The 11,124-nt window shown below is 53.4% G+C and carries 13 protein-coding genes; all 13 read left to right on the top strand.

Annotation, left to right across the window (positions count from 1 at the left end; all coding sequences use genetic code 11):
• Nucleotides 1–6: 6 nt before the first annotated feature.
• The 13 genes from ABC395_RS18600 to ABC395_RS18540 all read left to right on the top strand — a co-directional run bounded on the left by ABC395_RS18600 (nt 7) and on the right by ABC395_RS18540 (nt 11,103).
• A complete protein-coding gene (locus ABC395_RS18600) occupies nt 7–2,766 on the top strand; it encodes a hypothetical protein (RefSeq protein WP_413005359.1) in 2,760 nt (919 codons plus the stop codon).
• Between the two features lie 217 nt (nt 2,767–2,983).
• A complete protein-coding gene (locus ABC395_RS18595) occupies nt 2,984–3,313 on the top strand; it encodes an Mpo1-like protein (RefSeq protein WP_413005358.1) in 330 nt (109 codons plus the stop codon).
• Nucleotides 3,314–3,406: 93 nt separating this feature from the next.
• Nucleotides 3,407–3,823: a GNAT family N-acetyltransferase gene (locus ABC395_RS18590; RefSeq protein ID WP_413005357.1), complete on the top strand. Its 417-nt coding sequence runs from the start codon at nt 3,407–3,409 to the stop codon at nt 3,821–3,823.
• Nucleotides 3,813–4,337 carry a GrpB family protein gene (locus ABC395_RS18585; protein ID WP_413005355.1) on the top strand — a complete coding sequence of 175 codons (525 nt, stop codon included), beginning with the start codon at nt 3,813–3,815 and terminating at the stop codon, nt 4,335–4,337. Before ABC395_RS18590 ends, ABC395_RS18585 begins: the two co-directional genes overlap by 11 nt.
• Before the next feature lie 250 nt (nt 4,338–4,587).
• Nucleotides 4,588–5,184, top strand: coding sequence for a DUF1572 family protein (locus tag ABC395_RS18580; RefSeq protein WP_413005354.1), 597 nt, complete (start codon nt 4,588–4,590; stop codon nt 5,182–5,184).
• A 58-nt stretch (nt 5,185–5,242) separates the two neighbouring features.
• Nucleotides 5,243–6,019 (top strand): GNAT family N-acetyltransferase, encoded by a 777-nt coding sequence (locus ABC395_RS18575; protein ID WP_413005352.1) that lies wholly within the window; start codon nt 5,243–5,245, stop codon nt 6,017–6,019.
• A 42-nt stretch (nt 6,020–6,061) separates the two neighbouring features.
• Nucleotides 6,062–6,748, top strand: coding sequence for a DUF1361 domain-containing protein (locus ABC395_RS18570; RefSeq protein WP_413005350.1), 687 nt, complete (start codon nt 6,062–6,064; stop codon nt 6,746–6,748).
• Nucleotides 6,749–6,796: 48 nt separating this feature from the next.
• Nucleotides 6,797–7,369 (top strand): hypothetical protein, encoded by a 573-nt coding sequence (locus tag ABC395_RS18565; protein ID WP_413005348.1) that lies wholly within the window; start codon nt 6,797–6,799, stop codon nt 7,367–7,369.
• Nucleotides 7,370–7,518: 149 nt separating this feature from the next.
• Nucleotides 7,519–7,929, top strand: a complete 411-nt coding sequence (locus ABC395_RS18560) for a RidA family protein (RefSeq protein WP_413005347.1) — start codon at nt 7,519–7,521, stop codon at nt 7,927–7,929.
• Between the two features lie 108 nt (nt 7,930–8,037).
• Nucleotides 8,038–8,487 carry a hypothetical protein gene (locus ABC395_RS18555; RefSeq protein ID WP_413005345.1) on the top strand — a complete coding sequence of 150 codons (450 nt, stop codon included), beginning with the start codon at nt 8,038–8,040 and terminating at the stop codon, nt 8,485–8,487.
• A 194-nt stretch (nt 8,488–8,681) separates the two neighbouring features.
• Nucleotides 8,682–9,176 (top strand): GNAT family N-acetyltransferase, encoded by a 495-nt coding sequence (locus tag ABC395_RS18550; RefSeq protein WP_413005343.1) that lies wholly within the window; start codon nt 8,682–8,684, stop codon nt 9,174–9,176.
• A gap of 78 nt (nt 9,177–9,254) precedes the next feature.
• A complete protein-coding gene (locus tag ABC395_RS18545) occupies nt 9,255–9,944 on the top strand; it encodes a VOC family protein (RefSeq protein WP_413005342.1) in 690 nt (229 codons plus the stop codon).
• A gap of 169 nt (nt 9,945–10,113) precedes the next feature.
• Complete coding sequence (locus ABC395_RS18540) at nt 10,114–11,103, top strand: zinc-dependent alcohol dehydrogenase family protein (protein ID WP_413005340.1); 990 nt, start codon at nt 10,114–10,116, stop codon at nt 11,101–11,103.
• Nucleotides 11,104–11,124: the final 21 nt, after the last annotated feature.

The raw sequence follows: 11,124 nt of genomic DNA, 5'->3' as shown, positions 1-11,124 counted from the left end.
ATTCCTATGGAGGTGCTATCGTTGCCGTTTGATCCAAATCTTCAAATTTTTAAATCAGAAACATCAACGCAAAGCTGGGGGAATATAAAAGGCCAGAGCATTCTGACGGCTAAGAGCGAACAGCGCAGAGGAGGGGACTATGCACTAGGTGCCGGATTCAGGACTCAAATCAATGAACTTCTCAACAAATGGGCTCAATTGAAAATACTTGCCGAGGCTAAAGTTTCTGCAATTGCGCAGGTAAAAATTCAAACACCACTCGATTTGTTTAACGAAGCAGGCTTGGCCGCCAAGCTGCAAATTGTTTTGGAGGCGGCAGTCGCCGCCGGGCTGAATATGGGTTTAACAATGGGACAGCTGGCGGAAATTTTGAAAACAAGATCTGAGGGGAGGGGCTTGTCGGGTCAATTATTAGACCTTTTATTAAATGAAACCAGACTTGAGGCCGCATTATTCGGTCAATATGCAATCGGCTTCATGGCATACGCCAATTTTGTCACGGTTGGTTCTCTGCGCAAAAATGAAGAATTTCCCGAGCCAAGCTTTCAATTCTTATATGAAGCAGGCATGGGCTTTATCGTTGGAGGAGGGTACCGGAGCTATATCCAAATGAAAATACCGGATCCAAGGCATTTGGTACAAATTTTCAGTGATTTATTGATCGATGGGGTCGTCCAAAAGGTCATCACTACACAGCAAGATCAGGCTATTATGTTGGGAGCGATGCTCAAAATTGCAGTAAAAGCGTCCTATGAGGTAAGTGATCGATTGAGTATCGAAACGAATCCGAATAATGATGAAATAGCCCGAAAAGTGCTCCTAATCATATGGGACCAATTTCAAAAAGTCGTTTTTCTGCAGTTGGGTTTGTTCTACCGGGCACAAGTTGTTGATATGCTGAATCGGTCCAACCTTTCAAGCGACCAGACCGCTGCACTCATCCAAAAGCTTCAAGCCGTCAATGCGAATCGATTTCTAACCTATTCGGATGAAATATTCAGTTCATTGTCTTTGATTATCACTTCTTTTCAGGATGAACCTACAAAAAAGAAATTTGTCGAGGCATTGTCTGTTTTGTGGGTGTCCTCTTATTTTATTAGATTTCCTTACGCATCATCACCGACAGATGATTTTCATCAATTTATGGGCTCGTTGCCTTTCCAATTCCATCCTGAAATTAAAAATTGGATCAATACCAGCTTAAAAAGAGACAAGGACGCTAATTTAAACGTGGAAGAGATCTTGAGATTCTTGCTGGATAGGCCGGTGGCAAGTGCTATTCACGGTACTGAAAACCTCAGGCATGTCGGAAGAATACTTTCACCTACACTTGGGAATGACCTGCATTTGGTTATACAAAAGCTTTTTCGTCCGCAAGAAGTGATTGCCTCAATGGGAAGTTTTAAATCGATTCTTAGTGCCATAAGCCAATCCTTCGACGATTATGTGGATCGGGAAATCAGCGGCAGATCTGCGGCGATCTCAAACACCCTATCTGACGAACAGGAGATTGCTATATTGTTTAACCGAGCGCTTGTTCCGTCCATTCAAATCGTTTCGGATATTTTGATCCCCGAGACAGTCAACGGGTTTCAAAATTTTGACCAGAAAACGATGATGGAAATACTCTCCAGTCCGCTCTTAACGATGCTTGGCAGAAGTGCCGTTCATATTGTAAGTACCGTATCTTCCGTCGTAAATAATCAGATTGAGGGCATCTTGCGAGACGGAGTACAAAATGTAACAAACGCTCTGAAGCCTTTGGGTGCTCAAGAGATCGTTAAAAAACCGCTTGAGGAAGCCGCCAAGGCCATTGCGGATCTAGTGGCTCCCTTACCTGCTGATGTACAGAACGAACTTTTCGGCAGAGCCGCTAATTTGATGTCTCCGATCGAAGGTAATGCCGTGGATTATGCGACGCGTTTGAAAAATAATGTTCTAACCATGCCTCAAGGGGATGAGATCGAGGAAATCGCCAAACTTCTGCTTAAACACCTTTGGGGAAAGATGATTGATTTTGCAGGTAAGATCATTCCGGCTTTGTTTCAGGCTTTAATTGAAGATCTGTTAAAAAAGATCGATGATTTTCTAGAAGTGCTTGAGGGACTCCTCAAGACAATTATTAATTCCATTAAGCAAATCGTTGCGGATAAGATAGCAGCTCAGCTTGTCGGCCCCTTCCTTGATATTGCCAAGAAGAAGGCTACTGACACATTAAACTTTAATGTCTTAGGTGGTATTGGAGTAGAAGTGGTCGAAAAAGCCGTTTTTAACGCATTGGACGGGGTTGTAAAAAACGCTGTCGGAACTCTACTGCCTATCATTTTACTACCGTTTGAAGAATTAAAAATAGCTCCGCTGAAGGTTGTTGAGGTATTTAAGGGAGTAACCGATTTTTCTTTTGGTCATTTTCAACGTCTGTTTACTAACCACCTTTTTGACGAGATTCAAACGCAGGTTGGCAAATCACTCAGAATGAAAAAAATAGGTTTTGATCTCGAAGTACCCGTCTCTTTCAAAATCGATTCGCCCTACCCACTACCGGATATTACAAAGTCTTATACATTCGGGCTTAATGATTTGTTTTTGCCTTCTTCTACCGTTCTGGATTTAATAATGAAGGTTATCCGCGACAATTTCCGGTTGAGCGATGATGAACCTTACTATCGGCTTGTGAGTGTGATTTGGCAGGTTCTCAAGCTGCAGGAGCAGATTGTTCAGCTGCAGCAGGATAAGCTTCAGGCCCTGCAAAAATACGTTGGCTAACTACACACATCGTAAAATTGATGAAATCCGCACCCGCTGCGGATTTTTCTTTTTGCCTTCCGATTTAGGCAAGGGGGAAGGCGGACAGGCGTACTGGCGGATAGGCGGACAGGCCGCAAAGGAAAATATACCTAACGGGACCGTTCAATGGTAAAGTAGAAACACAGGGAGAGGGAGCGGCAGCGGAGAAACCTGGGGTATTGGGGATGATCGCGGGATGAGCATGGGGCGCATTAGACGGGATTTGAAGGGTTATTTGGAAGAGCACCGGAATCCGGTGAACCGGACGCTGCATTATTTCGCGTTCCTGGCGGCCTTTCTGGCCTGGATTTTTCTGTGGTTCGACATCCGGCTCACTTTGGCGTTTGCCGTTCTTCATTATGTGTTAGCCTGGACGGGACACTTTTATTTCGAAGGCAACAAGCCGGCGTCTTTCCGTTATCCGCTCGTCGGTTTTTACGCGGGATTTCTCTGGTTTTTTCTGAGAACGGCGGAAGTGGTGACCCGGACCGATCTTGTCGGCGCGTGGGTGAGAGAGCGCGAATGAGCATGGGACAGCGGAATAGCGAAATAGCGAATAGACCTTCTTCGCGAGCACAGCGAAAGAGAATAGCCGGACGGCCGGTTTAGGAGGGAAATCATGAACATTGTGTATTCGGATGAACTTCCTTCCGGTGAAGCGATATACGACCTGTATGATCAATTCGGCTGGAATGAATTCCTTAAGCTGTCCGCACAGCAGCTTTATGATACGTTGCGGGGCAGCTGGTACGTGGCGAACGCTTATGACGGGAACCGGTTGATCGGTACGGGCAGAGTCGTATCGGACGGCGTGATGAACGCGTTTATATGCGGCCTTGTCGTTCACCCGGACTATCAGAAACAGGGAATCGGGAGCGAGCTGATGAAGCGTCTTATGAACAGGTGCAGCGACCGTCAATTACATATGGAGCTTTTTTGCGGGGCCCCGGAAATCGGTTATTATGAAAAATTCGGTTTCGAGGTGTTTGCCAGCGGTATGAAATACATAAAGAAGGAGGTTCCAAGTGAGGAATAAGACGAAAGAAGTCCGCGTGGTGCCTTATGATCCCGCGTGGAAAGCCGCTTTCGAGAGCATAAGAGCCGAACTCGAAAAGCATATCGGCGATCTCGTTCTCGCCATCGAACACGTCGGCAGTACGTCGATCGAAGGCTTGGGAGCCAAGCCGGTCATAGACATCGATGTCGTGATGGACAGCTACGAAGTGTTTCCCGCCATTGTGGAACGTCTGGGGAATGCGGGCTTCCGGCATGAGGGGAATCTCGGCGTGGAAGGCAGGGAGGCGTTCAAACGGGCGTATGAGGACGGTTTTATGGCTTATCACCTCTACGTTTGTCCCAAGGACGGACGCGGATATCTGGAGCATATCGCTTTTCGCGATTATTTGCGTGCCCATCCGGATGCCCGTGAGGCTTATCAGCGTCTTAAGGAAGATTTGGCGGCCGAATTCCGGTATGATAGAGATACTTACTGTGACAAAAAAACCGGGTTTGTGCGGGACGTTTTAAGCAAGACCCTCTATAAGGTTTGAACCCAAGGCGCATCGGCGGCATCCGGGGAACCGGCGGAAGAAGAGCGGAGAAGCGGAAGGCTGGCGAGACGACGGAATCTTCGGAAGAGGTTGCCTGTATCTTGTTTGGGGTATAGCTGTTCTTAGGGTTTTCGCTTCGTTTGCCGGGAGGACGGTGAGGACGGTTACGATTCCGCGTATCTTCGCGATTCTTCCGGTCGTACCGGCTTTCAGGAAGCGTCGAAAAAAATGAATAACCGGGGTGACAGAAATGAGTGCGAATCAGACTTATCTGGAAAGTGTCCGCAAGCAGTTTCTCTACTACAAAACACTTGGGGAGAAAGCGATGGACCAGCTGGAGCCGGAGCAGTTGTTTACGGCTTACAACGAAGATACGAACAGCATTGCAGCGGTAGTGTCTCATCTGGCCGGGAATATGCTGTCCCGCTGGACTGATTTTCTTACGACGGACGGCGAAAAAGACTGGCGCGACCGCGACGCTGAATTCGCCCGCAGTCTATCGGACCAAGAGCAGCTGCTGGAGAAGTGGAACGAAGGCTGGAACTGCTTATTCCATGCGCTGGATTCCTTGAATCCCGATCAGTTGGAGCAGATTGTCTACATCCGTAATGAAGGGCATACCGTTATCGAAGCCATTAACCGGCAGCTGGCCCACTACCCTTATCATGTCGGTCAAATCGTTTATGCGGCCAAGCTGCTCAAAAAAGAAGAATGGAACAGCTTGTCCATTCCGAGAAACAAATCCGCTCAATTCAACAGCGAGAAATTCGCCAAAGAGAAATCCGCCGGCAATTTTACCGACGAAGAAATGAAAAAGTTGTCCGAAGGCACGGACAGCATGCAGTAAGACGGCTCCGGATGCCGGAGCGGCATCACGACGGACACAGACGGGAGACATTCAAGACATGTACACGATGACACAAGTAAACGGCGCCATCAGGCCGCATCTGACCAAACTGTTTGAAGAAGTCCGCCGGGTGGACGTCTGTATAGACAGCGTGCTGGAAGGTCAGGCCGGCGGAGAGATTCAAATCTTCGTCGATTCCTTGACGGAGCCTTCGAGCGTGCAGATCAATCAGGGGAGCTTCGCTTATTTCGCCGGCGATTCCGCGGGTGCCTCCGCCAAACGGTGGCTGGAGGAGCTTCCCGCCCACTGTTACATAATGCCTTCGTCACCCGGATGGGTGGAGAGAGCCAAGAGCATCCACGGCGCTAGGCTGATCCGCGGCGAGCGGTACATGTTTTCCCCGGAGGCCCTGCAGCCCCGACTCTTGAAGGAGCTGACGGAGCACTCGGATTACAAAGTGGAGCAGATTACGCTGGAGCTGGCCCGGGATATGATCCGCGACCCGTTACAGCATTATCACTTCGTAAATTATGACACGGCGGAGCAATTTATGGAGACCGGGTTCGGCTACTGCATCCGTGCGGAAAATGAAATCGCGGCCGCCTGCACAACCGCGATGGTATGCCGTACGGGCGTGGAAATCGGCATTATGACACACCCGGACTACCGCAAGTTCGGTCTGGCGACCCGGGTTGCGGCGGCTTTCCTGCTGCACTGCCTGGAACATGATCTGTATCCGAGCTGGGATGCGGCAAATTTGAAATCCAAGGGGCTTGCGGAGAAATTGGGCCTAGTCTACGCCGGACCTTATGAGGTTTTCTCCCTGCAGGATTAGAGGACGATAGCGCCGCCTGTCCCCGCGGAAGAAGGAGCATGAATGATAAACCTGTCTGCGTGGAGGTCGGCCGTGTTTCTGGCGTTTTTGTCGGCACTTTCACTGCTGGTCTATTCCGTTTTCCGGAACAAGACGTATTACGATTTTTTGACGTGGAATTTATTTCTCGCCTGGGTCCCGTTCGTTTTCTCCTTTATCGCTTATGAGACCGGACGACGGGTACGGGGCCGGATGAGAGCCGTCATCCTCGTCGTTCTGGGGGCATGCTGGCTGCTGTTCTATCCGAACGCCCCTTATATCGTGACGGACTTGGTCCATTTAACCGCGATGAAGGGGCTCTATGCCTCCGATCTAGGAACGTTTGCGTTCCGGTACTGGTACGATCTGCTCGTGGTCGTCTTATTCGCGTGGAACGGCCTGCTGCTCTGCGTGTTTTCCCTGTACCAGATCCACTCGCTTATCCGGCTTGCGGCAGGCCCCCTGCTCGGCTGGGGTTTTGCGGCGGGGGCGGCGCTGCTGGGCGGCTACGGCGTACTGCTGGGCAGAGTGTACCGGCTTAACAGCTGGGATGTCTTGACGGACATTCACCTCATTGGACAAATTGTTGAGGAGAGCCTTCATACCCGGGGGCTGCTTTTCAGCCTGTTATTCGGTCTTATGATCGGGATTGTTTATGTTTCGTTTTATTTTGCTATTCACCAGGCGGGCCGTGCGGGACAACGCGCCTAAGAGATTTCGCAGGCGGTTATTTTGAGCCGAGAGGAGGGAGAAGGATTCATGTTATTTTCCAAAAAAGATCCGGCCGATCCAAGGACGGACTTCGAGCGGGATCTGCTTCTACAGGCCAGAAAGCTGCTTCCCGGGGATCCGCCGCCGCCGTGGCAGCTGCAGACGGTTATCGGCGCCGCGGGAGTGACGGCCGGCGGCTGGGACGGCGGCGGCCGGATCGTCCTGATCAGCGGAAGCGGCTGCAGCGTCACGGATGCTTGGACCGGGGAGCGGCTTGTCAGAGAACGCGACGCGGAGAAAACCGAGCGGCATCTCACCGGCGGCGGGTTAAGATTCACCGTGCCGGATACCGGGGAAGAGATAGGCGTCTTCGGGCCCGACGGGGGAGACGGCATCGGGATGAGCGCGGACGGCTGGCGGCTGGAGGTCATTTATCCTTGGTGGCCGAGAGCTTCCGTGATCCTGGAGAACGTTTTCTCCAGGGAGTACCGGTATTTGGCCGGGGCCGCTATGCTTGAGATTCCGCGGCTCGACGGCTGGCTGAAGGCGGGCTTTTCTCCGTCCGGTGAGGCGTTTATGGTGCTCGGATCGGGCGGAGCGGCCGTTTTTGCCAAAGGCTGAACGCGGGTTTTCGAAAGGATAAGGGGCCGTGAGCGCCGCGATTTTCATGACCGCAAACAGGGAGAAAGCCGGTCTGGAGATAAGCGGCCGCGGCCCCCGGTAGAATAAAGGAAGGCAATCATAGTTATCGGAGAGGAAGAGAGAAAACCATGACCAAAAGAAAGAATATCTCATCCGGTTCGCCGTGGGAGCCTGTCGTCGGATACAGCAGGGCGGTACGGGTCGGCAATATCGTGGAAGTGGCGGGAACGACCGCCATGAAAGACGGGAAAGTCGTGGGCGCAGGAGACGCTTACGCCCAGACGAAATGCGCACTGGACATTATCGAAGACGCGCTTAACCGTGCGGGGGCCAAACTTGCCGACGTCGTAAGGACGCGCATGTTCGTGACCGATATCGGCCGTTGGGAAGAGATCGGCAAAGCCCACGGGGAGTTTTTCAAAGATATTCGTCCGGCATCCACGATGGTGGAGGTTCGGGCGTTAATCGATCCCGAGCTGCTGGTGGAGATCGAAGTTCAGGCCATCGTGAAGGAAACTTCCTCCGGATTCGGCGATTGACCGCCTCCGGGCCTCCTCTCAGGGGGCCTTTTTCAGTTGCGGCGCGGATAGAGGCGTATGGTATAATCAGGAAAAATAACGGCTGTGAGGCAAAAGGAAGGAACACGGGTGAACGTTTTTCTCAAATTGAACGGAATCAGTGCAGGATATGCGTTTATCTGTCTCGTGTTCGGACAATGTCTGCTTTACGGAATGAGCGTTGTCAAGCCTTTGGGTTTGTCCCACTCCGCTTCGTCGAAGATCGTGGTCGGAGGTGCGCTCTTTTTAGCCGGCCTGCTCACTTTGCTGTGTATGCGGATGACCAAGAAGTGGATGAAAGGGCGTATGCTTGCCTTCTGGGCGGTGGTCCTGTGGTTTCCTTACTGGATGTTGTTCAGCGCTGTTATGGAAGCTTTGTTTCCGGGAGAGGATCATGCTTACTTGGTTTACGTGATGACGTTGCTATTAACGCCCTTTTACCCGATTTTCACGGCTACAACGATCGGAATCAGCGCCTTGTGGCATGAATCGGCTGAAAAAAAGCTGAACCGGCGGACAGCCGGTAATGAGATTCCGTAAGGCAGAAGCTGTCACCACGGATGACTGCGTGCCCGGCGGTTGTTGGGAGAGACGGGACGACCGGTCGTCTATGAACCTTGAAATACGGCGGGCAGAGCACTTGCACCTGTATAGCCCAAGACGTTCTCTTTGTATGACACCGGGTCTTCACTTGCCGACGGCGCAAACTCACGATTAACGGGAGGTATTGTTTAATGATCCGGATTTGTACCGAACATGACACCCGTGATATTTACGACATAATTAACGATGCGGCCGCCGCTTACAAAGGCATTATACCGGCCGACCGGTTTCACGAGCCTTACATGACGATGGAGGAGCTGCAAAACGAAATCCGGAGCGGTGTGGTGTTCTGGGGGTACGAGGACGGAGGCCGTCTGATCGGGGTAATGGGCATCCAGGACAAAGGCGACGTTTCCCTTATCCGGCACGCCTATGTGAGGACAGACCAGCGCAAGGGCGGCATCGGCAGCCGGCTACTGGCTCATTTGACGGACCTGACGGACAAACCGTTCCTGATCGGTACGTGGGCGGACGCTTCGTGGGCTATCGCCTTTTACCTCAAAAACGGCTTCGCTCTCATTCCGGAGGAAGAGAAGGAGCGCCTGCTGCGCACGTACTGGACCATACCGGACCGTCAGATCGAAACGTCCGTCGTATTGGGAGACCGCAGACACAAAGCGGTTTAGGGGAATAGTGCTTTCTAAATAATAGTAAATGACGAATTTTTTCGCCATTTTGTTTATTCATTTTAAGGAGCTGACATCATGAAAATTTTGGAGCTTACCCTCTACGCCGCAAATATAACGGAATTAAAACAATTTTACGGAGAGCGGCTGGGGCTTCCTGTCACCGAAGAGAACGGCGACTCCTTTTCCTTCCGGGCCGGGATCACGAACGTGACGTTCATCCGGGCGGCTGAGGCCGGAGATAACTTCTATCACTTCGCTTTCAACATTCCCGAGAATAAAATCGAAGAAGCGGCCGGCTGGCTCGGGGAAAGGGTTGAACTGCTCAGCCGGGAGGGAACGCCTATCGTTCATTTTGAGAGCTGGAATGCCCACGCCGTCTATTTCAAAGACCCCGCCGGCAATATCGTCGAGCTGATTGCGCGGCATAATCTGGAGAATACGTCGCAGAAACCGTTCAGCGAGGAAGATATTGCGTGCGTCAGCGAAATCGGAATGCCGGTAGACGATGTCTCCGCCGCTTTGCTCGCTTTGAAGCGGGAGGCGGGTCTGGAGGCATGGATGACACCGGGTGACACGTTCGCGCCGGTCGGCGACGAGCAGGGGCTTTTTATCGTGGTGAAAAAAGGCCGGGTCTGGTTTGCGGGCGAAAGAAACTCTTATCCTTACCCGCTGGCCGTCCGGACGGACAGAGGTCCGGTACGGCTGGACGCGAAGGCAGGGATCTCGTTCGGAGAGCCCGGGGAGAACATGCGCGGAACGCCGTAAACAGGGCGCGGCTGTAGAGGGATGACCGGTACCGGCATACGGCGGCCCAAGCGCCGCAGCAAGCGCCGCACGGGGCAGAAGCCTCCTCCTCACATTTGCCGCAGTTCCTTTTTACCATGCGCCGCCCCTGGACGGGCTGGGAAAAATTTACACAACGGGAGAGGACAGCATGCTGAACAAAAGCGTCTATTACAGCCGGTTCGGCCCGCCGGCAGAAGTGCTGGAGATCCGCAGCGCCCCCGCCGTGCCGCCGGGACCGGGGGAGATCCGGGTACGGATGCTGGCCCGGCCCGTCAACCCCTCGGACCTGATTCCGGTGCGGGGAGCCTACGCCCACCGGATTGCGCTTCCCGCCGTACCCGGCTATGAAGGCGTGGGCATCGTCGAGGAGACGGGCCCTTCCGTGCCGGCGGAGCTGCTCGGCAAACGCGTGCTGCCGCTGCGGGGCGAGGGGACTTGGCAGGAATCCGTCCTTGCGCCCGCCGGGCTGGCCATCCCGGTTCCGGCGGACATTCCCGACGAGACGGCGGCCCAGCTCTATATCAACCCCGTCACCGCCTGGGCGGTATGCGAGTCCCTTCGCCTGGGATACAGCGATACGCTCGTCGTCAACGCATGCGGCTCGGCGATCGGCCGGGTGTTCGCGCAGCTGGCGGCGGTTTTCAACTATGAGCTGATTGCGGTTACCCGCAGCGGAGCCCATACGGAGGAGCTGCTGCGTCTCGGCGCGTCTCATGTCATCGACAGGCCCGATACGCCGCTTCGCGAGGCGGTGCTGTCCCGGACCGGCGGCCGGGGTGCGACCGCGGCCGTGGACAGCATAGGCGGCCTGGACGGAGCCGCTCTCGCCGGCTGCGTGAGGCCCGGCGGCACCGTGTTCAGCCTCGGGCTGTTGTCCGGGGTGCCGGTGGACTGGGCGCAGATGTCCCGGCTGTACCGGGTGGACGCGCGGCCGTTCTGGCTGCGGCACTGGATCCGCCATGTTTCCGCCGAGAAGTGGCGGGGGACGTTCGGGGAGATCATGGAGCTCGTCCGCGATGAAAGACTGCGTCTGGCGAAGATCGCCGCCCGCTGCGGGCTGGACGAGGTTCATGCCGCCGTGGCGGCTTTCGAGTCCGGTCTGCCCGGGAAGGTCTTGCTGACCGGAAGCAGGCAATAAGGCCTTAGGCGGATAGAGTGA

The sequence above is a fragment of the Paenibacillus canaveralius genome (assembly GCF_047238265.1).
Lineage (GTDB): Bacteria > Bacillota > Bacilli > Paenibacillales > NBRC-103111 > Paenibacillus_F.
This window is presented reverse-complemented; position numbering and strand designations above follow the sequence as displayed.

Bases quoted from the DNA above. Each gene is read 5' to 3' on its own strand.
- ABC395_RS18600 (WP_413005359.1), top strand. From the start codon at position 7: ATGGAGGTGCTATCGTTGCCGTTTGATCCAAATCTTCAAATTTTTAAA.
- ABC395_RS18595 (WP_413005358.1), top strand. From the start codon at position 2,984: ATGAGCATGGGGCGCATTAGACGGGATTTGAAGGGTTATTTGGAAGAG.
- ABC395_RS18590 (WP_413005357.1), top strand. From the start codon at position 3,407: ATGAACATTGTGTATTCGGATGAACTTCCTTCCGGTGAAGCGATATAC.
- ABC395_RS18580 (WP_413005354.1), top strand. From the start codon at position 4,588: ATGAGTGCGAATCAGACTTATCTGGAAAGTGTCCGCAAGCAGTTTCTC.
- ABC395_RS18575 (WP_413005352.1), top strand. From the start codon at position 5,243: ATGTACACGATGACACAAGTAAACGGCGCCATCAGGCCGCATCTGACC.
- ABC395_RS18570 (WP_413005350.1), top strand. From the start codon at position 6,062: ATGATAAACCTGTCTGCGTGGAGGTCGGCCGTGTTTCTGGCGTTTTTG.
- ABC395_RS18565 (WP_413005348.1), top strand. From the start codon at position 6,797: ATGTTATTTTCCAAAAAAGATCCGGCCGATCCAAGGACGGACTTCGAG.
- ABC395_RS18560 (WP_413005347.1), top strand. From the start codon at position 7,519: ATGACCAAAAGAAAGAATATCTCATCCGGTTCGCCGTGGGAGCCTGTC.
- ABC395_RS18550 (WP_413005343.1), top strand. From the start codon at position 8,682: ATGATCCGGATTTGTACCGAACATGACACCCGTGATATTTACGACATA.
- ABC395_RS18545 (WP_413005342.1), top strand. From the start codon at position 9,255: ATGAAAATTTTGGAGCTTACCCTCTACGCCGCAAATATAACGGAATTA.
- ABC395_RS18540 (WP_413005340.1), top strand. From the start codon at position 10,114: ATGCTGAACAAAAGCGTCTATTACAGCCGGTTCGGCCCGCCGGCAGAA.